The following is a 23,802-nucleotide window of genomic DNA, read 5'->3' as shown; positions in this document are numbered from 1 at the left end:
AGTACCCGCACCTCCACTCTACTATCACTCAACACAGCCAATAGTAGCATAGAGGAGCTGATATCGAAATCGAGCGTAAGTAGAGTAATACATATCCCCTCTGCAACCTTGAGTTGCAAAAGCTATACAATCATATCCCCCACCCCAGTTCTCTCTATATCAGACCTGACGCTGTATATTGACTTGAATTTGGAATAGTGATCCGCCCAGATCAATAGCTGTTCACTTGTAATGAATTGATCCAGCGTACCCGGGATTTCCAGCTGCTGAAGTTCTTCGGGTAACGTAGCGAATAGAGCATCCCCCAAATTGATATAAGAATAGGATTGCAAGTCTCTTGCGTAGAAAATGGAGGGTTGAAGCTCAATATGATCTGTCAGCTTCATCGCGTTATGTTGATTCACTAATTCCGTTAATATCTCTTCCATTTGTTCAACGGCCCTTGTAACAGAGGGTTCCAGCAAGATGGCTTCAAGCTGCTTGGTCTGACGGCTAACCTCAGGGCTGATCTGCGCCAGTTCCCTGGATATCCATTTGTAGGTTCCGGGCCGGAGCCTTTTGTTATAGAGAAAAATCAATTGAACTGCCTGCTCCACCATGCGGTTGATGAGCAACCTGGCCGACAACGGTTCGCCCCGGAGGTCTGCAAGTCCTGCCACATACAGCTGCCGGAATGAACTCCAGGCATATTTCAATTTGTACCGCCATATCTCATCGGGCAGATAAGCCAGTCCCCTTCGCACTTCTGTCATTTCCCCAACAGGATCTGTAAATATCCTTCCCCTTGTCCACTCCAGCAATTTCTGCTCGGGAATGACTAACCATTCGTATAAGGATGGGTATGGGGTTAGCAGTCCCAACTGGATTCGCATGTGCCGGGAGACGCTGGTAATTGCAATATGATGAAGGTTGTTGCGCCCATTGTAGGGTACAAGCACCTCATGAGATTCATCTACCGAAAACCGGGAGGGATACCCTTTGAACAAAGCTGGTACCTCTTCATCCAATGCTTGATCAAGCGCTATAGCATATTTATCGTAATCCGAGTCTAGCAGCCAAACATAGCACCTCGCCCCCCATTCATGGTCTCTGGAAAGAACGTCATCATAACCCAGAACATCCGAACCATATCCTATCAACCCGGCAGCATGCTTCTCCACTAATTGCGGGAAACGTCTGGCTATAAGCGGCCGCACAATCTCCCAATAGAACTCCTCGCTCAAGTCTAAGCCCTTCATTTACAGACTCCATTTCATGTAACAGTGCGCACTCACATTTTGTTTTACCGGTAACCTTATGTTAACACTTCGCCCAAAAATTACTAGACTATTCATTTGAATTCTGTTATCATTTAGATTGAAGTCTTGATAATAATACTATTCCATTAAAAACGGCTGGTCAGGTTCCCCTGATCCAGCCGTTTTCTGGTTATTTCGATACCATATTATCGGGCCCGGCTCCGCTCACTCAGATACCGGCCAACCGCCCCATCGCTCCAGACATGCGCTTCGACGTACCGCTCGGGACCGTACTTTCCGTCATTGTTCCAATTCTGCGGTAACCCGTACTTGTCAATGATGCTCACAATCTCGGGATAGGTATACAGAGTGTGCCTGTACTCTTTTCCATCGTTAATCAGCGGGCTGAAGGTGGGCATGGAGTCCCCATAGGTAAAAGAAATCGTGTTCACATCAAATTCCTCTATCGGAATCTTGAGCGATGCGCCATTCTCGAACCATGTACTTAGCCACGGACTGTGTTCAACTACCATATAATGCGGGGAGGACCGCTGGACAAGACCGCCCTTACTAATAAATGCCGCCCGGATGATGCTCTCGCAGTTCCGCCGATATTCCACATACTTATCGTGTCTTTGGGCGCTCTGGACCTGGGGCTTGGTCTGCTTAATCGTCTCCAGCACAGCCCTCGCCTGATCGCCCGGTAAATCGGATAGGCTGACAAACGGCCCCACAGCTGCATCATAATAATGATATAAGAACATCGTTCCGCTCCTTTTCTAGAGCACAGACTCCAGCACTTCATCCTCAGCATCAATACTATTCAGGGCCGTACGGTTAATCCATGACAGCGCCAGTGTTCCCTCGCCCATATGAGCACCTACCACCGGGACAAAGGTCATAATCTCTGTGCGAACCGAAGGGGACATGGCCTTAATGGCCCACTCCAGGCTCAGCGCCTCTTCTTTATTGTTGGCGTGCATAATACATACATCCTGGAAGCGGCCGATTTCCTGCTGGATGGTCTCCAGCAGCTTTTGTTTCGTCTTCTTGAAGGTCCGGATTTTATCAACTACGACAATTTTGCCCTCATCGAACCTCAGAAGCAGATGAATCCGCATCAGCTGGCCCAGCAGGAACTGAGATCCGGAGAGCCGTCCGCTGCGGTGCAGCTGGCTCAGGCTGGCAGGGATGATATAGAAGGACATTTCCTCGATTATATTATCAATTCTGTTCTTGATCTCCTGCGCAGAGCAACCTGCCTGCTGCCAGTGAATACCGCGCAGAAGCATCTCACGGATCGGGTACGCGCCTACTTTGGAATCGATACCTATTACATTCACTCCAGCGATATCCGCCGCCTGCATCGAGGTGTTGAAGGTCCCGCTAAGCTCGGAGGAACAGTGGATCGCAATAATCTCGTCGTACTCTTCCTTCAGACGCTCGTATAATTCCACGAACTCGCCAATCGGCGGCTGGGAGCTGCCTACCTTGTCATGCTGCCGCATTTTGTCATAGAACTGATCGGCGTTAATATCTATATTTTCTTTATAACATTCATTATTGACGATTAGACGGAGGGGAACGATATAAACATGGTTATTCATGGCGAATTCAGAATCAATGGTGCTGGTGCTGTCAGTCACCCATGCGATGGATTTCATAGTCACTGCTCTCTTTCGTGAGGGATTAACTGCGATCAGGAATCGGCAGCTCTAGCTGTCTGTATATTCATAAATTATACAGGATGCCAGCCATTCGTAGAGCATTCCTTGAATAATCCCAGCACTTTTTTTCAACTAAATTCGACATAAATTCACATTCTATATGACGAATATACCTGTTTAAGAGCGGACTGCTTATGGTATGAGAAGAGGCAGGAAATTAGAGTTCATACGAGCAACATCCTAATATCCAATCTATGCCCGGAAGTACTGAGTCACAGTTCCCTTGCCCTCTCCAACCGCTACCTCTGCAAAAGCGCCATTTACCAAAGTAACCTGCGGCGGCAGATGCCCGCAGTCGATGTCGTATGCCACCGGCAGTCCCAGCTCATCGGCCAGCTCCTGGTAGACATCCTCTACGGTGTACCCCTCCATAGGGCGGTTAGCCGCGCTGCGGCCGAACATGAGGCCGCTGCAATGCTCGAACCAGCCCGCCAGCTTCATCTGCACCAGGGAGCGGCGCAGGTCGGTCACGGACAGCTCACAGTTCTCTAAGTACCACAGAATAGGCTCATTATGGATATAGTGCTGCTGGAAATGCCGCACCTCTCCATACGGCGTGCCGATCAGATGACGGATAACGTCAATACAGCCGCCCAGCAGGCGGCCGTGCATGGTGATGGCCTGATTACCCACCGTCTTCCAGCTAGTTGCTTCTGTAAGGTTGAACACATGGGGCGACGGCTCGCCTCCTCCCCATTCCAGCTGGTACTGCTGTGAGGAATGCTGAATTACGGACCCGCCGCTTGGGGTAGACAATACCTTGTCCCACATAGCGGTTGTCGGATCTGTCTGTTCTCCACGGAGATCAATGAAATTGGTACCATGGGCAGTGGCAATCCCCGTCTTCAGCGTGACAGCCAGCAGCAGCACACTGATATCGGAATAGCCGAGAATCCATTTACACTTCATCTTGCTGAATTCCACCTGCTCCAGAATCTCGATCAGCAGCTCCCCGCCCCAGGGAGGTGCGACGAGTCCGATGGACTCATCTGCCATCATCGTGTTGAATTCAGCGGCGCGTACAGCAGCCGGGGCCGATTTGGCCTTCTCCTGTGTCCACGCTGTCGGTCCGCATACTACGCCGTACCCTCTTTTTTGCAGCCGTTCTACAGCCAGTTCAAGCAGTTCACGAAGTTCCTCTCCCACTCCTGATGAAGGCGCGGTTACACCAATAACGGCTCCTGCTTCTAATTCCGGATATCTGATCATCTGGTTACTCCTCCTTAAGGTAACCCCACAAAGTGGGGCTTTAGCTTCGATGATGACTCAGATACTTTGCGGGGACCCCAAAACATATAAATTCTATAAAAAAGGTGATACCCGAACCTTGAGCAGGTTGAATATCACCCTATGCGAATTACGTATGATATAGCTTGGTTGCATCATTCCAGTGAAGGCTTATTGTCCCGGCTGATATCCAGGATATCCAGGAAAAAGACAAAGATCGGAATCCCGAGAATCAGTCCCCATACCCCGATATAATGCTCGGAGAACAGCAGTACTACTAGGGTGTAGAACATCGGCAGGTTCATTTTGGAGGACATCAGCTTCGGATTCAGGAAGTAGCCTTCAATGACATGCAGAATGGCAATCATCACCAGAATATTGATCGTCAGCGCCAGTCCGCCGGTGTTGTAGCCGATGATACATAACGGAATCAGCGAAATGACAAAGCCGACGACCGGGATCAGACTGAGCATGAAGATCATGATGGAGAGGGCAAAGAGATACGGGAAGGGTTCGAAAAAGAAGCCCAGCACCCACAATCCAACGACCGTAAACAGGGTATTGAACAGCGCAATCAAGATCTGAGCCTCAATCACCTTACCAAAGGAGGAAATGAATTTCCGGCCGAAATACTCCAGCTCGACATAGAACCAGGATATCTTGCTGTCTCTCAGACGGGAGGTGAAGCTGACAATTCTGTTCTTCTCCAGGATGAAGACGAGGCTTAGGATCGTAGCCAGGACGAAGGTGGTTCCCCAGTTGCTAATTTTGAATACGTATTCGATGCCTTGATTCAAATAGCTCTGGTAGTTAAGCTCCTTGACCATATTGAATAAATACTGCATAATCTGGTTCTGCGGAATATCCTCGGAGGTTAGTGTGCCCAGAAATGCAGTTAATTGCTTAATCTGCGAGAACACCTTAGGCAGATATTTCACGAGTGCCAGGACGATCATGCTAATCAGCGCCAGATACAATGCAATGATGATAACCTTACTGTTCACCTTCACGAATTTGCCGATCCGTCTGCTGAGCAATACCTGGAAGCTGTTCATCACATAAGCGATCAGGAACGTCAGCAGCACCAGATTGAGCATGTCTCTAATGCTGTACAGCAGCAGTCCAATCAGTGCCAAAATCAAGAAGCGCCGGACTGTTAAATTGGCGATATAACGCTTGAGTACTTCCATTATTTCCTTGTTCCTCTCCATTCGCAAGCGATTAGGATTTTTTATTTAATTGTACCGTACCGAAAACAATTATAGCAACTTTGGTCTAGCCTAATCCGCGCGGGAAAACGAACTTTATGTCGTTTTGACGGAGTTCGGTTACTATATGTTATAATGTGGGCAAAATTGTACAATTCATACCCTTTTCATATTTTCAAATACAATGGAGGCTGAAGCTATATGAAAAAAATAATCTGTATCACCGGAGCATCCTCCGGTATTGGCCTTGCCACCGCACTGAAATTCGCTAATGAAGGCTGGACCGTCTACGCCGGAACCCGCCATCTGGAGCGCGAACAGGAGCTGTACCGTGATGTAGCGGATCTACAGTTCGTAGAGCTTGAGGTGACACAGCCGGAGAGTATTCAGCAGGTTATAGACCGGATAGAAGCGGAGCAAGGTAGGCTGGATGTATTATTCTGCAATGCAGGATACGGATACCTGAGAGCGCTCGGACAGGCACCGTTCCCTGAGATCGAGGATGTCTTCAACACCAACGTGTACGGGGTAATGCATACGATCCGGGCTGCACTGCCGCTGCTGCAAAAGACTGGCTACGGCCATATTGTGGCGACCTCCAGTGTCGGCGGACTGGTCGGGCAACCGATGAACGAGGTCTACTGCGCCAGCAAGTTCGCGGTGGAAGGGCTGCTGGAGAGTCTGGCGACCTATTACAAGCCGCAGTTCAACATCGATATCACGCTGCTTGAGCCGGGGGCAATCGCCACGGAATTCAATTCAACCGTAATGGGGCATGTCGCCAGCACCGGCGGTGTTCTCGAGGATGAGTACAAGCCGATTCTGGATGCCTACAGAGCAGCATTCCTGGAGCGGAATGTGGAGCCGCAGAGTGCAGAATCCGTAGCGGAGGTGATGTGGGAGCTGGTACAGCTTGAGACCAAGCCGCTGCGCCTGCGCACCTCGGAGCGGGCCGAAGAATTCGTTCTCCGCAAGGTCAGCACCGACCCTACCGGACTGGAAGGCGTACTAAGCACGCGGAAAATCCAGTTAAATATGTAAGTGTAAGCATCCGCCGCACGCCTATTACGGATATACTCCAGCCTCTTTCCTGAAGCCGCTCCGATTCGGAGCGGCTGTTTGTGGCGTTCCCTTTTTTAGATTCTACCGCTGAATCGGCTCAATCCGGTACGTTCCGGCACTGCCGTCCATGGCCGCTCCGCCTTTAACCGCCCAGCCGTAAGACAATACAGCCTCCAGCCGTTCGCGTTCAGTCTCCGTTAATTCCGCTTCCACCGCTTCGTGCCCCTCCGCAAGCTCCAGCTTCGCTTCAATTCCTAGCGCAACCTCTATCCAGCTGCGGATTCCGCGGATGGTATTGTATTTAATCTGGTAGCCTTCCAGAACGGCCTGGCGGAATACCTCCGGCTGTTCATCTGCAAGTACAGACAGCTGCCCGTAATCGAACTCGTATTTGCTCTCATCCGCCGGCAGTTCCCCTTCATTAACTCTGCGCAGCAATTCCTCTTCTGACCAGCCGTACGAACGCAGCGACTCCAGCAACAGGGCATCCCATTGCGATAACTTCACCTTATTCTGTCTATCTACCATTTGATAACCTCCCTTTATGCGGTATTGTACAACAGCTCTCTGCTATACATCAAATCCTCTCTCTTCTTGCGGGCAGCTTATTATTTCTCCAAACGGGGGTTAGTCTGGTACTTCTCTAAATATATTGAATACATATAATTCATATCGACTATTTTCGAATCCAAGGGGATGTTCTATCATGTTGACCTTATTCCGGAGTGACCCGCTATGAATCAGAATAGAACCCGGGTTCTGCTGGGCAGCCCAATCCATCAGAAACCGGCGATCCTGGAGCAATTCCTGAACTCTCTGCTGCGTCTGAACCTGAAGGATATCGATCTTGATTTCTATCTGATTGACGATAACCCGGATGAAGCCGCAAGCCAGCTGCTGCAGCAGTTCGCCCGGAACGGCAGATCCGTCTTCCTGCAATCCTCCGGCTACCATGATGACTATATCCGAGATGAGCATACTCATGTCTGGCATTCCAATCTGGTCTGGAAGGTGGCCGGATTCAAGAACCTGATGATCCGGCGGGCGGAGGCCTTCGGCTATGACTACCTGTTCCTGATTGATTCCGACCTCATTCTGCACCCGGATACGCTCCTGCATCTGATCGGTACAGGCAAGGATATTATCTCCGAGATTTTCTGGACACAGTGGCAGCCGAATACAATGCTGCAGCCGCAGGTATGGATGCATGACGAATACAACCAGTGGGAGATTCATCCGGGAGAGCAGCTCTCGCCGGAGGAGATTCAGCGCCGTTTCCATGCTTTTTTGCTGAAGATGCAGCAGCCTGGAATCTATGAGGTTGGCGGACTTGGCGCCTGCACGCTGATCAGCAGCTCAGCCCTCAGCTCCGGGATCAGCTACGACCGGGTCCGTAATATCTCCTACTGGGGAGAGGACCGTCATTTCTGCATCCGTGCAGCGTCCCTCGGCCTTCCGCTCTTCGTGGATACCCATTTCCCTGCGCTGCACCTCTACAGAGACAGTGATCTGGATCTGGTCGCGGAGTTCATCCGGCACACCTCGGGCGCGGAAGCAGCCTCTATAGTAGAAGCGAAGGATGAAGCTGGCAGTCATTCAGGAGCAGCCGGGGCCAGGAGTGAAGCAGAACCTGACGGCTCAGGTGAAGCGCCGGCCGTTGAAGACAGCGACACTGATCTGCCGGGCCAGGCAGAGACGGCTCCGGCTCCCGCTGACAAAAGAGTACAGGAGGCAGCAGCACAGTGGGATGTGCTGTGGACTGAAGCCGAAGCCCGGCAGCGCTTGTCCAAGGAGCCTCCGGCAGCGCTTGCTTCCCGCCGGCCCAAGCTGACCCTCACGATGATCGTCAAGAATGAAGGCACCAGGTTCCTGCGCCAGGTGCTCGAGGAGCACCGCAAGTATATCGATGAGGCCGTCATTATCGACGACGCAAGCACAGATAATACAGCCGATATCTGCCGCGAGGCTCTTGAGGGGATTCCGCTCCACCTGATACACAACCCTGTCTCCCGCTTCCATAATGAATCAGAGCTGCGCAAGCAGCAGTGGGAGGCAGTGGTTAAGACCCGTCCGGAGTGGATTCTTAATCTGGACGGAGATGAGCTGTTCGAATCATGTTTTCCAGAGGAGGTAGACTCCCTGCTGCGGACAGCAGATTGCGACTTATTCTGCTTCCGGCTCTACGACTTCTGGGATGAGGCAAGTTACCGTGAGGATATGTACTGGAAGGCCCACCAGAGTTACCGCCCGTTCCTGCTTCGTTACCGGGAAGACTTCACCTATGCCTGGAATGATCTGCCGCAGCACTGCGGGCGGCTGCCAGAGAATATCTTCGAGCTGTCCCATCAGTTAAGCAATCTGCGCCTGAAGCATCTTGGCTGGTCGAAGCCGGAATTCCGGCTGGAGAAGTATCTGCGTTATATGCTGCTGGACCCGGATGCCGAGTACGGCTGGAAGGAGCAGTATCAGTCTATCCTTGACCCGAAGCCCCGGCTGGTGCCCTGGAGCGAATAGGGCGAGGGCTAAGGCATAAGAAGAGAGAAAGAAGCTCCCTATCGGAGCTTCTTCTTTTTTTGCGAATACGCTTCAGGAAATATATCACTATAGGTCCGCAGGCAAATATGCTAAAATAACAGAACATAAGTTCGCATTTTGGTTGTAAAATATAACCTAATATTTCCCTATTATTAGAAAGATATATAGAAGAGGAGGCATAACGGCAATGGAACAGCAAATGATACAGCGTTACCGGCAGGAAATCTATCGAATCGGCTGGCGCTTACAATACCGGAGCAAGCGAACCCGCCGGCATGAGTGTACCTTCATGGATATCCGCCCGGCTCAGCGGGATGAAGCGGAGGAGATGATTAACCGGTTGTCCATTGAACAACTATTAGATACACTTCCAGCCAAAGGAAAGGTAATTCTGCAGAAGATTTATCTACAGGAAATGACAGAGGCTGAGGTCGCGGCACAGCTGCATATGAGTCAACAGGGGGTTAACAAATGGAAGCAAAAAATGCTCCAGCAGCTATCACAGACAGCGAATTCGCAGACCTTCTGACCGGTGTCCGTCAGAAACAGCCGGAGGCCATGCTCCAGATCATTGAGCTATTTCAGGAGGACATCGAAATGGTCAGTCAGTGCATCCTTCTCCCGCGCGAGGAAGCTATTTCCCATATTGTGACGGAGATCCTTAGCTTCATACAGGCCGGGGATAGCACGTGAACAAGCGGGCAAGCGCCACCCTACGTGGCGCTGCCCGCTTGTCATTCATTGGGAATAGCTAATCTATCAGGCAAGACCGGCATTCATGCCGGCTGCACCCTAGGTATTGACATTCCTGCTAGGGTAAGGTTACCACCAAAATGCTCCGGCACTACGACGAGATCGGTCTGCTTCATCCCGCAGCGATCGATCCCGCGACAGGCTACCGCTGGATTGGGTTCACTATTCCCTTATCTAAATCAACGCATCGAAATGACCCTCTGCGTCTACCGTCGCTGTCCGGGGATCGGTCAGACCGATGCCCTTAAGGCCTCCCTTTCCCTCAGTCCGCCAAGGCGGAGTGTGATCCTGAAGCGGGGGAGCAGGTACAAATGAATCCGAAGCGGTACTCCCGCTTTTCTGCACCAGATGGGCCTCCAGCTGCCGTATTTGCCGCTGCAACTGCTCCCGGCGATAAGGGGTCTGCATCTCTCCGCCCTGCGCCGCATTCACCTTGTCCAGCTCCATCAGCAGCCGGTTGCGCTGCTTCTCCAGAGAACTAACATCACTCTGTGTGCTGCCGTAAGCTGTAGTGGCCTGTACCGGGCTGATACCGGATACCATCTGTGCCGCCATGATCTCTCCCTCCGTTTCCTTGGCTTCTGCTTCTAATCCAGCCATATTCGAAAGTTCTAATCATTTCTATTACCCGGCAGCCCCCGCCATGACAACATTTCAACCACATATTTACAAAAAATCGTCGCATAGTCTCAATCGGATGCTGGTTGGACCATACCAAAGACCTATTAACTGAGGTGATATAACATGAAATACGAGAAGAGTATATTAAAGAAGCGTCTGGCCGAATCCCTAAAGTTGTCACTATCCCCACTCCTTTATTTGAATCCATTCTTATATTTGAACAAAATCCCCCTGCGGGTGAACGAAGCTAATGCCTCTCTCACCGGCCGCTTTTAAGGAGCAGTAATGTTGAACTTTTTGCAGGATTCCTCTATACCTTTTACTGGTTGAAGTACATTGTTGCATTATTTACACAAATTTCGGTGTTTAGAGTAAGTAAACGCAGAATTTGTTGCATTTCGTGCAGGATTCTCAGCATAGACTGCTTTTTTGGGGCAGTATTGTTGCATTTTTTGCAGGATTCCTCTTAAAATGTTACTGGCTGTGACGCATGGGGCCCTTCCCTAGGAAAGCGGCACCCAATGTATTCGGTTTTTCGATTACATTTGGCCTACGTGGCGCTCCCAGTCCAATTGTGTTCGGTTTTTCGATTACATGCCTGACTGCTCATTTGGATGTATTCAAGGAATACTTATCCCCAAATCTATGCACATCTTATCCACAATAAAAGGAAATCATAATTTCCTAAACAGTAAAAAAAGCGCTTCTGCCTCAATAAGGCAGAACGCTTTTTTGTGGATGCTTTGTAGATTGCCGCTTCCTCCTTAGGGGAGGTGCCGGGGCCCATTACATTTCACACCGATCCTACTGTCTTCGCAGACTCTGATTTCGCTATTGCAACAGTCAGCTCGCCGTCCGCTTCATCGACCGTCATCACTGAGCCTTCCTCTGCTTCTCCGGCGATCAGCGCGCGCGCTACCCGGGTCTCCAGGCTGCGCTGGATGAACCGCTTCAGCGGTCTGGCGCCATAGACAGAATCGAAACCTTCCTCCGCAATGAATCGGACTGCCTGGTCACTCAGCATGAGACCGATGTTCCGCTCGGAGAGACGCAGACGCAGGCCATCGACCAGCTTAACCACAATTCTCTGAGTCTCGCCCAGTGTCAGCGGCTTGAACATCACGATATCATCTACCCGGTTGAGGAACTCTGGACGGAAATGCCCGCTCAGCTCCTTCATGACCCGGTCCTTCACCGCTTCGGTCAGCTCGCCGTTGTCATCCGTGCCCTGAATCAGATGCGGTGAGCCGATATTGGAGGTCATGATGACAATGGTGTTCTTGAAGTCGACCATCCGGCCCTGCGAATCGGTCAGCCGCCCGTCATCCAGCAGCTGTAGCAAAATGTTGAACACATCCGGGTGAGCCTTCTCTACTTCATCGAGTAGGACCACCGTATACGGCTGGCGGCGCACCGCTTCCGTCAGCTGGCCGCCTTCTTCATAGCCGACATATCCCGGAGGAGCACCCACGAGACGGGAGACACTATGCTTCTCCATATACTCCGACATATCGATACGGATCATGCCGTCCTCGCGGTCGAACAGCGATACCGCCAGCGCTTTGGCCAGCTCCGTCTTCCCGACCCCTGTCGGCCCGAGGAACAGGAACGAGCCGATCGGACGGTTCGGGTCCTTGATGCCGGCTCTAGCCCGAAGAACAGCATCGGCTACCAGCCGGACCGCCTCATCCTGCCCGACTACCCGCTCATGCAGCGTATCCTCCAGCCGCAGCAGCTTATCCCGTTCGCCTTCCACCAGTCTGCTTACGGGAACTCCCGTCCAGCGTGAGACAATATCGGCGATTTCCTCCTCCGTCACGGCTTCACGCAGCAGCCGGGTCTCCTGATCCTGCTGCGCCGCTTCCTCTGCGCCCTTAAGCTGCCGCTCCAGATCAGGAATAATGCCGTAGCTTAATTCAGCCGATTTGTTGAGATCGTAGATCTCCTGCGCATCGACCAGATCCTTACGGGCCTGCTCCAGCCGCTTCTTCAGGTCACGAATGCCCTGAATGGCCGATTTCTCCTTCTCCCAGCGGGCTGTCATCCCCAGATGCTTCTCCTTGAGGTCGGCCAGCTCCCGCTGGAGGTTCTCCAGACGGCGCGCGCTGGCGTCGTCGGTTTCTTTTTTGAGCGCGGCTTCCTCAATCTCCATCTGCATCAGGCGGCGGGTTACCTCATCCATCTCACCGGGCATGGAGTCAATCTCCGTGCGGATCATTGCGCATGCTTCATCGACCAGGTCAATCGCCTTATCCGGCAGGAAACGGTCGGTGATATAACGGTTAGACAGCACACCGGCTGCGACCAGAGCGCTGTCATAGATTTTGACCCCGTGATGCACCTCGAAGCGTTCCTTGAGGCCGCGCAGAATCGAAATGGTATCCTCAACATCCGGCTCGCTGACCAGTACCTGCTGGAAGCGGCGTTCGAGTGCCGGGTCCTTCTCGATATATTTGCGGTACTCATCCAGCGTGGTCGCCCCGATACAGTGCAGCTCACCCCGGGCCAGCATCGGCTTCAGCATGTTGCCCGCATCCATAGCCCCCTCCGTCTTGCCCGCACCGACAATCGTATGCAGCTCATCAATGAACAGAATAATCCGTCCGTCACTCTCGCGGATCTCCTTCAGCACCGCCTGCAGCCGCTCCTCGAATTCCCCCCGGTATTTCGCACCGGCAATCAGCGCACTCATATCCAGCGAGAAAATCGTCTTGTCCTTCAGTCCCTCCGGCACATCCCGGCGGACAATCCGGTGGGCCAGCCCTTCGACAATCGCAGTCTTGCCGACACCCGGCTCCCCGATCAGCACAGGGTTATTCTTGGTCTTGCGGGAGAGAATACGGATCACCCGGCGAATCTCAGCATCGCGCCCGATGACCGGATCGATCTTGCCGGCCCGCACCTCAGCCACGAGATCACGGCCGTACTTCTCCAGCACCTCATAGGTGGCCTCCGGCTCCCGGCTGGTCACCCGCTGGTGTCCGCGAATCTCCGCTAGCACGCCAAGCAGCTTCTCCCGGGTAATCCCGCGGGTAACGAATAATCCGCGAAGCTCGCGGTTCCCGCTGCTTGCATCCGAGACCATCGCCAGAACAGCATGCTCCACCGCGACGAATTCGTCCTGCATCTGGGCCGCTTCCTGCTCCGCCTGCTCCAGCATGGCAATCAGCGCAGGCGAGGCATAGCGCCGCATGGTGCCCGATCCGCTCCCGCTAACGCTGGGTTTGCGCTGAAGCAGCGCCTCCGTGCCCTGCAGCAGCTCGGCTGCGGGAACATTCATCTTCTGCAGCAGCCGGGGCAGCAGGCCCTCATTCTGCTGAAGCAGTGACTTCAGCAGATGGAGATTGTCAATCTCCTGATGCCCGCCGGAGGCCGCCAGCGACTGCGCCTCTGCCACCGCTTCCTGTAGCTTCTGGGTAAGCTTATTGAAATCCATAAAATCATCGCCTTTCTAATGTATAGGTTAATCAGCGGTTACCCGGCTGTGATATATGCTGAACGTGCTTGCTTCTTACCGCGTTGCCGTTCTACGCCGCTGTGCCCCGCCAGAGTTGCGCCGTTTCGCCCCGGCCTGGAAGCTGCTGGACTCCGCCAGCTGGCGGTACAGCTTCTTCTCCGCCTCCGATGTATCGGACGGAATGACCAACTCCATCCGGAACAGGATGTCCCCATTTGTTCCGCCCGGACGTCTCAGCCCCTTGCCAGAGAGGCGCAGCGTTCCGCCGCTGGCTATACCGGCAGGAATCTTCAGCTTCACGCTGCTGCCATCCGGCAGCGCCACCTTGGCTTCTCCGCCAAGCACAGCCTGCCAAGGGGCGATCTCAACCGTGCCGAGCAGATCCCCGCCGTCCGGCTCATAGATCTCATGCGGCAGGAGATGCAGCGAGATCAGCAGATCCCCGACCTGGCCTTTGCCTTTGCCCTGGCCCGCTCCGCTTCCGCCGCCGGGTACCCGGATGATAGTCCCTTCCGCCGAGCGCGCCGGAATCTGTACGTTCAGGTCCTTGCCCGCCGCCTGAACGCTGATATTTCCGCCTTTGTAGGCCTGCTCCAGCGTAATTTCAAGCTGGGCCTGCATCGTACTGAACTCCTCCCCCCACGGGCTTCCGCCTGGACGGGCGCCGCTGCCGCCCGAGAAGAAGCCGGTGCGGTCAGCCGCACCCCGGCTGCCGAAGAACATTCCGAACAGATCCTCATCCGGTATACCGCCGGAAGAGGCGGCTCCGCTGCTCCAGCCCGCGCCAAACGGCGATTCCCATGACGCAGAGGAGGCTGATCCGTGGCTGCGCTGACCCCGTGAGCCTGCAGCGGCACCATAGCGGAGCTCCTCATCATAGATTTTGCGCTTGTCTTCATCGCCCAGCACCTCATATGCCTCGGCTGCTTCCTTGAATTTCGCCTCTGCCTCCGGGGCCTTGTTGACATCGGGATGCCATTTTTTGGCCAGCTTCTGATAGGCCTTCTTGATCTCCTGCTTCGAGGCCTTCTGATCTACCCCAAGACGCTCATAGTAATTTGCCGCCACCGGAACCTCCTCCTTTCGTGTATTGGGAACCTTCTACCTTCCTCCGGGAAAAGACGCATTATAGCCGGGACTCCCACTACAATGCGTCTAATATTAGTGCTATATGAAAAGCCCGGTGAACCGGATAGGCCAGCGGCTACAGCCGCTAAGCCCGGAGTTCCTGCGGAAGCGGCAGCTTCAGCCGGACTTGGAGGTCCATCTTCCTCATAAGGCTGTCCTTCCGCTTACTGTAGCTCTTTCCGATCTGATGCATTGCCGCCATCCTGAATTTCGATCCGTTTGCCCTGCGGCTTCTGCCGCTTCGGCACCTCCAGGCTCAGCACACCGTCTCTCAGGGAAGCGCGGATGCCCGCATCGTCGATATCCTGGACATAGAACCGGCGTACATATTCACCATACCGCCGTTCGCGGCGCACCATCTGATGGTCCTTGTTCTCCTCATTGCTCTCTTCTGTGCGAACCGCCTTGATCGTCAAGTAAGGGCTGGAATAATCAATGTCGATTTCTTCTTTGCGGAAGCCCGGAAGCTCGGCCTCGATCAGATATGCCCCTTCACTCTCACGGATGTCGGTCCGGAAAGACAGCGCGTTACTTGTCAGCGGTGCGAAAAAATCATCATTAAACACTTCGTTCAGCGACTTCGCCAGCACACCAAAAGCATCATCTCTGCGTTTACCAAAAGGAACCAAATCAAACATCTTTCATTCTCCTCTCATTTGACTTTTGATTTTTTGAATTCGGTCTTGCTAAGAATTTGACTTTGTCTGACCTATGGCTTTATTATAGCCTGCACCCCCGGAGAAAACAAAACCGGTATAAGCCGAAAAACCGGGAAAATCCGGCGTTTCGGCTCTTTTTTTATAATAAATTTTAACATTATTAAGGATTTGACCTTATTTGACCTTCCTGCTCTACTTCAAATAACGCTCCCGGTATTCACTTTCCAGCATGCCCATCATTATCACATCATGATACTCATGGTTATAGAACAGCGTCTGACGCCGCACCCCCTCCTGCACGAACCCGATGGACTCATATACATGCGCAGCACGGGCATTATAACTGTAGACCTCCAGCTCAATCCTGTGCAGATTCAGAATGCCGAAGCCATAATCCAGCATCAGCAGCAGCGCTTCACGACCATATCCTTGTCCCTGATGCCGCTCGTCCCCGATGGCGATCCGCAGATTGGCATTCCGGTTATCCCCATCGATGTCCTGAATAGCGATGTCGCCGATAACCTCGTCGTTCTCCTTCAGCGCGATGAGCAGTAGCACCGTGCTGTCATCTCCGGATTTACGCGCGATATAATTCTCAATCTGCTCTTTGGTGATATGCTTCTTCGTTCCTGTAAGCCTGCGGACTTCCGTGCCGTAGAACATATGGTAATACATTTCGGCATCTTCCCCGTTGAGCGGGCGCAGATATACCTTTTCCCCTGTTACAAGTTCTGAATGCCTGTTCATTCCCGTCATCTCCCACCTTCACCCTCTTTTACAAATCCTCAAAAAATGCATAATTCCCTAAATTATACACGACTCATTACCTCAGGAAAACTATATATTAAGTTAGCCTAGCCCGGACAGCAGCTGTGCATAATAAGATTTGACCTCAAGCGAAGGAGGGATTCCGATCTCCCGGTTCAAAATATCAGCGAACTGCAGGTACTGCCGGTTCAGGGCATCTTTGTTATTCTGGAGAGCCAGGGTCCTCATAAGCAGCATATGCGCTTCTTCATCCAGCTCATTGCGCTTCAGCAGCTTGATCAGCAGGCGCCTCGCCGTATTCGTCTCCCCCTTGTCCAGCAGAGCCGTGCAAAGACGCCGGGTGAATGCGGAATACATTAGCGACAGCCGTTCAATCTCATTCCAGGCCCAAGGATACACATGGTCTCCGAATAAATCGCCCGCATATAGCTGTTCAAGCTCGATAGCCTGTTCCAGATTAGCCTCATCTATCACAGGCATGCTTCTGCAGCCCTCCTCGAAACCAAGCAGATCCACATCAACCCCCATGCACGTAAAAGCATAATGGTTACTCTCCGAATGCAAATGCTTCTTCAGCCCATAGGTATCCAGCAGCTTGCGCAGCTGATAGACCGTTGTATTCAAATAAATCTCTGCATTCTTCTGCGGCATATCGCCAAAGATATCCTCAATGAGCCGTGCACGGGACACAAGCCTGCCTTTATGTACAAGCAAGTAGCCGAGGAGCTCCGCGCTTTTCCGTGATTTCCATTTGGTCTTGTTCCCCTGCACCCCTTCGATTTCAATTCCGCCCAGACAGCTGATCCGCACTTCCTTGCCTAAATCCGGCTCCCGTCCGGCTTCTGCCGCACGCTCCAGATGAGTCTGTGCAGCGGCTCTTAGCACCGTCTCATGCAGCCTCTCCTGCATCACCGGCTTCACAATATAATCGAGGGCGTAGACCTCAAAGGCAGACAACGCATGCTCCTTATGGGAAGTGATGAACACCAGTTTGGGATTCCTGCCGCCCCTTCTAAGCCTCGCCGCAAATTCCAGGCCGCTTTCTCTGGGCATGCTGATATCTATAAAGATCAGGTCCACCTCATGAGTGCTCAAATAGGTAAAAGCAGCGGCAGTATCCAGGAAGCTGCCCATCAGTTCAACCTTTTCCAGCTTGGCAAGCATCCGTTTCAATATCAGATGCATAGCCTTCTCATCATCAATAATGATCACTTTCATTGACTTAGTCCCTCCCCGTGCTGCGTGCCTGCTGGAGCCAGTTCCGCTTCCGGAGGGAGCGGAAGCGAGAAATAGAAGGTGCTCCCCTTGGAAGGTACGCTGTCGAACCATAGCTCTCCCCCGTTCAACTGTACAAACTCCCTGCACAGAGTCAGTCCCAAGCCCACTCCCCGCTCTCCAGAGGTACCGGATGAAGAGATCCGGTAATCATCCTGCAGCAGGGTACCGGCCTGCTCCGGGGATATCCCTCCCCCTGTATCACTCACAGCGATGACCATGTGACGGTCTCTCCTCTCCGCCTTTAAACGGATGCTTCCTCCACGGTACGAGAATTTAATCGCATTGGACAAGAGATTGCGGATGATCAGATCCAGCATTTCTTTATCCGCATAGATATAGCTCTCCTCCGGGATCTCTGAAATGATCTGAATCTGCTTGGTATCACTCCGCTGCTGCAGGAGCCGCAGGTTAGCCCGTACCGTATATGCCAGATCCCGCGTTACCGGATCAAAGATCATCCCTTCCCTCTGGCTCCGGAACCAGTCCAGCAGCACTTCCACAAGCCCGAAGGTGTTCCGGATCTGCTGACCCATTTCGTGAAGGATCTCTTCATCATGATCCCCGCTGCCATCCTGTATCTCCTCTTCAAGCAGCTCCATCAGATTGACCAGGACCGCCAAGGGATCACGGATATCATGGGCAACCACACTGAACATCCGGTCTTTGAACATGTTCAGCTCACTTAACTGCCGGGCATTGTCACGCAGCCGTTCTTCTGCATGCACAGCTTCTGTCACATCTCTTAGCAGCAGCATTTTTCCGACAATCTTCAGATGCTTATTCCTGACAAAAGACAGATGGACATTATAGAAATTGCCGTCAGGGCCTGCAAGCTGAATTCTTGATGCGCTGTCATGCCCCTGTGCCATCATCTTCAACAGCAAGGGATACCCGGAGAAAACCTGTGCAGCAGGCTGGCCTGTATTTCTGTAATTCAACCCGCCGACTATTCCTTTGGCTGAGCGGTTAAAGCTGGTGAGGCAGTTGTCGGTATCAAGAATAATGACCGCTTCCTCCATCGATTCGAACACCCGCTGAAGTGCCAGCGGCGCGATCCTCAGCATATTGAACTGGTAGATTCCCCACATATAAAAAACACCGGAGAACAGGAAACCAAAGGGTGAAATGTCGATAGGCATATAGATCGCGTCGCTCAAATAAATTAGTGTAAAACCAAAGGGCCCCCAGGAACCTATAATCATCAGGACAATCTGCTTCTTCATCCCCCGGACTGCCCGGAAGAGCATCTGCAGCAAATAAAACATCCCTATGATGAAAAAACTATAGGAATAGAGAACATGAAGCTTATATAACGGGCCTTTTATGAGGGTGACCAGCGGAAAGCCCTCTGTCTCGTTCATCGTTATGCTTGTATAGAATAAATGATGCCATTCATTGGTATTGTGGGCTGTGAAGGTTATTAGGGGAACAATCATCATTAATGCAATATTCCTGGGACGGACCCACGACTGCCTGCCGGTATACTGAAGTACCATAATGAACCACAGCACTGTGCCGAACGGAATCCCGATATATTCAACGCGCAGCCAAAAACGGATATGCTCCAGAGAGGTACTGACAATTTCGAAGGCATAGCCAAAAGAATAAAAGGAGCCGGCCAGCATCCCCAGACCGTAGCTTACCGCTATAGGAAGGTCTCTTCTTTTGAAGCACAGATAAACCAGCAGTAATGAGCAACAGGTCGCAGCCATCAAAAGTGCCGATAAATACACATTATATGTCATAGATGGTTGACCTCTATTCAGGAAGGAATCTTGCATTCTGTGCCTCCTATCTTATCAGAAACTGATCTGCCAGAGATACTTCATATTATATTTTTATTCAACAGCTAAAAGCCGCGCCCGGCCTCTAAAATTCCAGAAAAAGCCCGCTCCGGCCTCCGAAAAGGCTGAAGCGGGCTTTCCTACCGACAAGAAGTCTGCAGAAGCCGCACGTGGCTTGCTTATTTCAAGGTATCCAGAAGGGTCTTAAGCTCCGGATTAGTCTCCAATACACGCAGGACTATAGTCAAAGCTTCGGCCCGGGACGCCTGCCTGGCTGGAAGAAAGACGCCATTGCCTGACCCGCTAATAATACCGGCTGCCGCCGCTTGCATGATCTGTTCTTGATTCCATGTCTTATCCAGATCAGAGAATCCGGAAGAGGCAGGAGAATTCACACTGTTCAGGTCAATGATCTTGGAGATCATAGCAATAATCTCGGCGCGGCTAATCTCACGGTTAGGAAGGAACAGGCCATTCTGATAGCCGGAGATCACCCCCCTTTGCTGCAGAGCGCGGATGGAAGCTTCGGCCCAGTGGCCGGAGGTATCGCTCAAGGAGCTTCCGGGCGAAGCGGTCTCCGAAAGGCCGAACACCTTAGCAAGAACGGTAGCGAACTCCGCACGGGTAATGCTTGCATTCGGATGGAAGCCGCCATCCGGATAGCCGGAAACCACACCTAACTTTACAAAAATACCGATGGCAGAGTTGGCCCAGTGAGCCGTGGTATCTGTAAAAATTAACGGAGCCGGATTCAATTTGACATCTTCAATTCTAAGCGAAAGGCTGGTCAGCACACTGGAAAGATCGACAACATTGCTTATGAACTGCACACCCGGTCCAGCAGCTGCAGGTATTGGCGTTGCTGCGGCCGTTGGGGCAGCCGTTGGTGTTGCTGTAGGGGTAGCTGTCGCCGTGACCCCTATGGGTGCTGTCGCCCCGGTCGGCGTCGATGTTGGCGCCTCCGTTGGTGCTTCGGTTGGCACTGTGGTCGGCGCCTCGGTTGGTGCTTCGGTTGGCGCTGTGGTCGGCGCCTCCGTTGGTGCCACGGTCGGTGCTGTGGTCGGCGTCGATGTTGGTGCCTCGGTTGGCGCTGTGGTCGGTGCTGTGGTCGGCGTCGATGTTGGCGCCTCGGTTGGCGCTGTGGTCGGTGCTGTGGTCGGCGTCGATGTTGGCGCCTCCGTTGGCGCCTCGGTTGGCGCCACGGTCGGCGCTGTGGTCGGCGTCGATGTTGGCGTCTCGGTTGGGGCCTCGGTCGGCGTCGGCGCCTCTGTTGGGGCCTCAGTCGGCATCGGCGATGCTGTTGGTACTGGCGTCTCCAATATAGTAAGCAGGAGGCTGCCCGTTGTACCCGTGCCGTCTGTAGCTGCGGCTGTAACAGTTATTGTACCTGGATCAACTGCGGTAAGTTCACCGCTTGTTGCATCAATAGTCGCGGACCCGCTGCCGTATACAACAGACCAGACTACAGCCCGGTTGGCAGCATGCAACGGCAGGACTTCAGCACTCATAGTGAGTGAGTCCCCCGCATACAGGGAATCGGAGCCGCCGATACTTGTTACTGTAATTCCGGTTACCTTTTTGAAGATATTCTCCGCGATGATCTGCGCACCCGAGTACAGCGAAATCTGGGAAGAGATATCCGCACTGTCCGATTGGATGAGGAAGGTGACGAGGCCGTTCTCTGTATACGAGGAGAAGCCTCCATTAGCAGTATTATTATTATTGAGATTATCCAATGGATCTGTATTCTTAAATACGGTGTAAGCTGTAGCCGAATGGGCAAATACTTCGGTGCGGCCGGTCACCAGGTTATCGTCAGTATCATAGACAGCAAGAGTAACATTGATATAGGCAGGATAATTGGCATCCTGCTCCGGCTGTTTAGCCAGTTTCACATGATCTGCGGCAAAAGCAGGCTTGTAGGTTTGAAATCCGGATACGTTCACCGTGGGGTACGAATACGAATATTCCGGAACCCAGCTTATATTGCCGTCGCTCACATACCCGCCAACAATGGTTTTATTACTGTAAGTCGCAACGGTTACACTGCTGCCTCCTGCAGCATCAGGAACTGCAGCTACTGTACCGTCCGAATACCGTAAATATACATGCTCGGTGCTGTCCGGTTGGTCAGCAGGATAATTAAATGTGACAGAGCTGGTGCTTACAACACATCCGCTTATTAGAACCGAAGCCATTGCTGTTATTAGCCCCATTTTCCATATTGAATTTCTCTTCACTGTTTTCTTCCACCCCTTCAAATTCCCATATCTTATATTTAAAATAATTATACACAGGCTCAATGACGGGAAAATGACAAAGTTCGACAACGCTGGAGCAATACCAGGGCGAACAGGAGAGTGTTGTACGAACGAGGAAATACAAGAATTGTTGTGAAAAGTTGCGTAAAGGAGGAGTAATGTTGCCCTTTAAACAACACTGATGAATTGGGGACATGTTATGAGCAAAATGTGTTACTTCCATTATAAATTCAAAGCGCCGCCTCTGCGGGCAGCGCTCGGTTGAACTTCTCAGTCTAGTTCATAAACCCAGTGTATTTTAATAAACGGGATAGCATGACAACAGCCTGGGCCCGGCTGGCTTTCGCAGCCGGAACAAAGGTTTCAGGTGTCATACCGGTAATAATCTCTGCCTGAACAGCTTGTGCTACTGCCCCTTGAGCCCAGCTGCTAATCTCAGCCTGATCCTGGAAAGCAGATAGCGGCCGGACCTGCCCGCTTATAGCATCGTTAGTCTGTCCGGCGAATGAAATCGCTCTGGAGATCATGACCGCCATTTGCTCACGGGTAATCGTGTCATTCGGCCTAAAGCTCTGATCCTGGAAGCCTTCCACCAGCTTGGCCTGAACTGCTGCACCAATGGCTCCGGCATACCAGTCTCCCGTCATCACATCAGTGTAGTTCGCTCCCGCTGTATCAGGAGTCAGTCCCAGTGAACGGACGAGCAATGCCGCGAACTCCGCTCTGGTTATATCACTATCCGGAGCAAATTGAGTCTCCGTGGACCCGTTCACGATCAGCTTCGAAGCCAGCAGTTCAATATCTGCCTTCGCCCAATGACTGCGGATATCATTAAATGTCCGGGTGGACGCAAGAACGGTATACGTACTGTTGCCATTCCGTTTAAAAGTTACTTTAGTCGATCCGTCTGCCTGCTTATCAAACAAAGCGGGGACAAATGAAAATTGTCCTGTAGACGGATCATAAAGAACTACTGATGCATGTGTTTTGTCCACAGATGAGGGAAGGACAATGCTTCGGCTGACATAGGTTGAGCCAAAACGGTTCAGCTCTATTGTCTTCCCGCTCCCTGCTGCAGCAACTGTAAATTCAATGGCACTTCCCAACTGGGAGGCCGCAATGTTCCGCGCACTTTGTTGAATTGCCGCGTTCACATCTGCCGCTGCCGGAGAAATGTTGATTTGAATCGTGAGGTTATCCGGTGCTGTGCCCAGGCTTTGCACGATTGCAGCAAAGTCAAGAACACTTAGCGGCAGTGAATACTCGCCGTCATTGGATTGCATCGATATAATCGTATCCGGTGCATTCAAGGCTGCGGCTGACAGAACGGAGGCCGGCAGACTAAAACGCACCCCCGCTCCTGAAATGTTATTATAAGCCATGAAAACAATCGGAGCAGCTCCGTGATTATCCTGCTGTGCTGCAGCGGAGAGAGCAGCAGCCAGCGCCGTGCCGTCTTGATTAACGGTCGTGGTCACCCGGCCGTTCGCCGCCGTCTCCGATACGGCAGTATTCTTGCTTGTATCTACCTGAACGGGCGTAGCATTCGACGCCGGCGGAGTGACTGGCTTGCCTGCTGCCGTGATCGTTCCCGTCGGAGCGCTGGTGCTGGTACCAGTGCTGATGGTGCCGCCGCTTCCAGTGCCGCTGTCGGTTCCACCGCCGTTTCCGGTGCCGCCGCCAGTCCCGGTGCCCTCACCAGTTCCGGTGCCCCCACCAGTTCCGGTGCCCTCACCAGTTCCGGTGCCCCCACCAGTTCCGGTGCCCCCACCAGTTCCGGTGCCGCCTCCGTCTCCGCTTCCGCCGCCAGTTCCAGTGCCGCCTCCTGTTGACGGCGCTTTGACAATCAGATCAGCTGCGGCAACTTGGGTGCCCGCTCCTGCCAGCACTTTATACGTTCCGGCAACCTCACTTTTGGACAAAGCAAACGAAATAGAGAATAGCCCGTTGCTTACTGGAACAATATCATAGAACAGAGTACTTTTGACCGGCCGCTGCACTTGAATAATGACTTCATCCAGAGTAGAAGTACCGGTAATCTTCACCGTGCCGCCCAGCTCCACAGCAGCCGGAGGATGTAGCGTCACGGCCGTGCT

At 52.5% G+C, this 23,802-nt stretch carries 20 protein-coding genes; 5 read left to right on the top strand and 15 right to left on the bottom strand.

Annotated elements, in window-relative coordinates:
• Window positions 1-122: 122 nt before the first annotated feature.
• The 5 genes from NST43_RS33010 to NST43_RS32990 all read right to left on the bottom strand — a co-directional run bounded on the left by NST43_RS33010 (window position 123) and on the right by NST43_RS32990 (window position 5,382).
• The gene (locus tag NST43_RS33010) at window positions 123-1,238 is read right to left on the bottom strand and encodes a DUF4037 domain-containing protein (RefSeq protein ID WP_339221713.1); all 1,116 of its coding nucleotides are present in this window, start codon (window positions 1,236-1,238) and stop codon (window positions 123-125) included.
• Window positions 1,239-1,444: 206 nt separating this feature from the next.
• On the bottom strand, window positions 1,445-2,002 hold the full coding sequence (locus NST43_RS33005; protein WP_339221712.1) for a hypothetical protein: 558 nt from the start codon (window positions 2,000-2,002) through the stop codon (window positions 1,445-1,447).
• 15 nt (window positions 2,003-2,017) lie between these two features.
• Entirely contained in the window at window positions 2,018-2,902 is an 885-nt protein-coding gene (locus NST43_RS33000) for a DegV family protein (RefSeq protein WP_209992851.1), read from the bottom strand.
• A gap of 255 nt (window positions 2,903-3,157) precedes the next feature.
• Window positions 3,158-4,174 (bottom strand): S66 peptidase family protein, encoded by a 1,017-nt coding sequence (locus NST43_RS32995; RefSeq protein ID WP_339221711.1) that lies wholly within the window; start codon window positions 4,172-4,174, stop codon window positions 3,158-3,160.
• 173 nt (window positions 4,175-4,347) lie between these two features.
• Window positions 4,348-5,382 carry an AI-2E family transporter gene (locus tag NST43_RS32990; RefSeq protein ID WP_209992849.1) on the bottom strand — a complete coding sequence of 345 codons (1,035 nt, stop codon included), beginning with the start codon at window positions 5,380-5,382 and terminating at the stop codon, window positions 4,348-4,350.
• A 219-nt stretch (window positions 5,383-5,601) separates the two neighbouring features.
• On the opposite strand from NST43_RS32990, the gene NST43_RS32985 reads away from it, so the two are divergent.
• On the top strand, window positions 5,602-6,441 hold the full coding sequence (locus NST43_RS32985) for an SDR family oxidoreductase (RefSeq protein WP_339221710.1): 840 nt from the start codon (window positions 5,602-5,604) through the stop codon (window positions 6,439-6,441).
• 102 nt (window positions 6,442-6,543) lie between these two features.
• On the opposite strand, the gene NST43_RS32980 is transcribed toward NST43_RS32985, so the two are convergent.
• Window positions 6,544-6,990, bottom strand: coding sequence for a hypothetical protein (locus NST43_RS32980; RefSeq protein ID WP_339221709.1), 447 nt, complete (start codon window positions 6,988-6,990; stop codon window positions 6,544-6,546).
• A gap of 207 nt (window positions 6,991-7,197) precedes the next feature.
• Between NST43_RS32980 and NST43_RS32975 the strand changes: the two genes are divergently transcribed.
• The 4 genes from NST43_RS32975 (at window position 7,198) to NST43_RS32960 (ending at window position 9,998) form a co-directional block, all read left to right on the top strand.
• Window positions 7,198-8,976: a glycosyltransferase family 2 protein gene (locus tag NST43_RS32975; RefSeq protein WP_339221708.1), complete on the top strand. Its 1,779-nt coding sequence runs from the start codon at window positions 7,198-7,200 to the stop codon at window positions 8,974-8,976.
• Window positions 8,977-9,184: 208 nt separating this feature from the next.
• Window positions 9,185-9,526, top strand: a complete 342-nt coding sequence (locus NST43_RS32970) for a sigma factor-like helix-turn-helix DNA-binding protein (RefSeq protein ID WP_339221706.1) — start codon at window positions 9,185-9,187, stop codon at window positions 9,524-9,526.
• Window positions 9,469-9,690, top strand: coding sequence for a hypothetical protein (locus tag NST43_RS32965; protein WP_339221704.1), 222 nt, complete (start codon window positions 9,469-9,471; stop codon window positions 9,688-9,690). Before NST43_RS32970 ends, NST43_RS32965 begins: the two co-directional genes overlap by 58 nt.
• A gap of 140 nt (window positions 9,691-9,830) precedes the next feature.
• Window positions 9,831-9,998 (top strand): hypothetical protein, encoded by a 168-nt coding sequence (locus tag NST43_RS32960; RefSeq protein ID WP_339221702.1) that lies wholly within the window; start codon window positions 9,831-9,833, stop codon window positions 9,996-9,998.
• Here the strand turns inward: NST43_RS32960 and NST43_RS32955 are convergent.
• From NST43_RS32955 to NST43_RS32915, 9 genes are all read right to left on the bottom strand, one after another.
• Window positions 9,925-10,350: a hypothetical protein gene (locus tag NST43_RS32955; protein ID WP_339221700.1), complete on the bottom strand. Its 426-nt coding sequence runs from the start codon at window positions 10,348-10,350 to the stop codon at window positions 9,925-9,927. The two genes, NST43_RS32960 and NST43_RS32955, sit on opposite strands and share 74 nt — an antisense overlap.
• An 814-nt stretch (window positions 10,351-11,164) precedes the next feature.
• Window positions 11,165-13,807, bottom strand: a complete 2,643-nt coding sequence (gene clpB, locus NST43_RS32950; RefSeq protein WP_339221698.1) for an ATP-dependent chaperone ClpB — start codon at window positions 13,805-13,807, stop codon at window positions 11,165-11,167.
• A 75-nt stretch (window positions 13,808-13,882) separates the two neighbouring features.
• The gene (locus NST43_RS32945; RefSeq protein ID WP_339221696.1) at window positions 13,883-14,896 is read right to left on the bottom strand and encodes a DnaJ C-terminal domain-containing protein; all 1,014 of its coding nucleotides are present in this window, start codon (window positions 14,894-14,896) and stop codon (window positions 13,883-13,885) included.
• Window positions 14,897-15,120: 224 nt separating this feature from the next.
• A complete protein-coding gene (locus NST43_RS32940; RefSeq protein ID WP_339221694.1) occupies window positions 15,121-15,594 on the bottom strand; it encodes an Hsp20/alpha crystallin family protein in 474 nt (157 codons plus the stop codon).
• A gap of 213 nt (window positions 15,595-15,807) precedes the next feature.
• The gene (locus NST43_RS32935; protein ID WP_036723653.1) at window positions 15,808-16,362 is read right to left on the bottom strand and encodes a GNAT family protein; all 555 of its coding nucleotides are present in this window, start codon (window positions 16,360-16,362) and stop codon (window positions 15,808-15,810) included.
• A gap of 102 nt (window positions 16,363-16,464) precedes the next feature.
• Window positions 16,465-17,601: a response regulator gene (locus NST43_RS32930; RefSeq protein ID WP_339221692.1), complete on the bottom strand. Its 1,137-nt coding sequence runs from the start codon at window positions 17,599-17,601 to the stop codon at window positions 16,465-16,467.
• Entirely contained in the window at window positions 17,598-19,406 is a 1,809-nt protein-coding gene (locus NST43_RS32925; RefSeq protein WP_339221690.1) for a histidine kinase N-terminal 7TM domain-containing protein, read from the bottom strand. Before NST43_RS32925 ends, NST43_RS32930 begins: the two co-directional genes overlap by 4 nt.
• 218 nt (window positions 19,407-19,624) lie before the next feature.
• Entirely contained in the window at window positions 19,625-21,661 is a 2,037-nt protein-coding gene (locus NST43_RS32920) for an S-layer homology domain-containing protein (RefSeq protein WP_339221688.1), read from the bottom strand.
• A 320-nt stretch (window positions 21,662-21,981) separates the two neighbouring features.
• On the bottom strand, window positions 21,982-23,793 hold the full coding sequence (locus NST43_RS32915; RefSeq protein WP_209992838.1) for an S-layer homology domain-containing protein: 1,812 nt from the start codon (window positions 23,791-23,793) through the stop codon (window positions 21,982-21,984).
• Between the last annotated feature and the right edge of the window lie 9 nt (window positions 23,794-23,802).

This window comes from Paenibacillus sp. FSL H8-0332, from assembly GCF_037963835.1.
GTDB classification, from domain to species: Bacteria; Bacillota; Bacilli; order Paenibacillales; family Paenibacillaceae; genus Paenibacillus_AQ; species Paenibacillus_AQ rhizoplanae.
The sequence above is the reverse complement of the archived record's forward strand: the minus strand, read 5'-3'. Positions and strand labels throughout refer to the sequence as shown.

Excerpts from the sequence above, each read along its gene's own strand:
- NST43_RS33010 (WP_339221713.1), bottom strand. The coding sequence starts at position 1,238 with ATGAAGGGCTTAGACTTGAGCGAGGAGTTCTATTGGGAGATTGTGCGG.
- NST43_RS33005 (WP_339221712.1), bottom strand. The coding sequence starts at position 2,002 with ATGTTCTTATATCATTATTATGATGCAGCTGTGGGGCCGTTTGTCAGC.
- NST43_RS33000 (WP_209992851.1), bottom strand. The coding sequence starts at position 2,902 with ATGAAATCCATCGCATGGGTGACTGACAGCACCAGCACCATTGATTCT.
- NST43_RS32995 (WP_339221711.1), bottom strand. The coding sequence starts at position 4,174 with ATGATCAGATATCCGGAATTAGAAGCAGGAGCCGTTATTGGTGTAACC.
- NST43_RS32990 (WP_209992849.1), bottom strand. The coding sequence starts at position 5,382 with ATGGAAGTACTCAAGCGTTATATCGCCAATTTAACAGTCCGGCGCTTC.
- NST43_RS32985 (WP_339221710.1), top strand. The coding sequence starts at position 5,602 with ATGAAAAAAATAATCTGTATCACCGGAGCATCCTCCGGTATTGGCCTT.
- NST43_RS32980 (WP_339221709.1), bottom strand. The coding sequence starts at position 6,990 with ATGGTAGATAGACAGAATAAGGTGAAGTTATCGCAATGGGATGCCCTG.
- NST43_RS32975 (WP_339221708.1), top strand. The coding sequence starts at position 7,198 with ATGAATCAGAATAGAACCCGGGTTCTGCTGGGCAGCCCAATCCATCAG.
- NST43_RS32970 (WP_339221706.1), top strand. The coding sequence starts at position 9,185 with ATGGAACAGCAAATGATACAGCGTTACCGGCAGGAAATCTATCGAATC.
- NST43_RS32965 (WP_339221704.1), top strand. The coding sequence starts at position 9,469 with ATGGAAGCAAAAAATGCTCCAGCAGCTATCACAGACAGCGAATTCGCA.
- NST43_RS32960 (WP_339221702.1), top strand. The coding sequence starts at position 9,831 with ATGCTCCGGCACTACGACGAGATCGGTCTGCTTCATCCCGCAGCGATC.
- NST43_RS32955 (WP_339221700.1), bottom strand. The coding sequence starts at position 10,350 with ATGGCTGGATTAGAAGCAGAAGCCAAGGAAACGGAGGGAGAGATCATG.
- clpB (WP_339221698.1), bottom strand. The coding sequence starts at position 13,807 with ATGGATTTCAATAAGCTTACCCAGAAGCTACAGGAAGCGGTGGCAGAG.
- NST43_RS32940 (WP_339221694.1), bottom strand. The coding sequence starts at position 15,594 with ATGTTTGATTTGGTTCCTTTTGGTAAACGCAGAGATGATGCTTTTGGT.
- NST43_RS32935 (WP_036723653.1), bottom strand. The coding sequence starts at position 16,362 with ATGAACAGGCATTCAGAACTTGTAACAGGGGAAAAGGTATATCTGCGC.
- NST43_RS32930 (WP_339221692.1), bottom strand. The coding sequence starts at position 17,601 with ATGAAAGTGATCATTATTGATGATGAGAAGGCTATGCATCTGATATTG.
- NST43_RS32925 (WP_339221690.1), bottom strand. The coding sequence starts at position 19,406 with ATGACATATAATGTGTATTTATCGGCACTTTTGATGGCTGCGACCTGT.
- NST43_RS32920 (WP_339221688.1), bottom strand. The coding sequence starts at position 21,661 with ATGGGGCTAATAACAGCAATGGCTTCGGTTCTAATAAGCGGATGTGTT.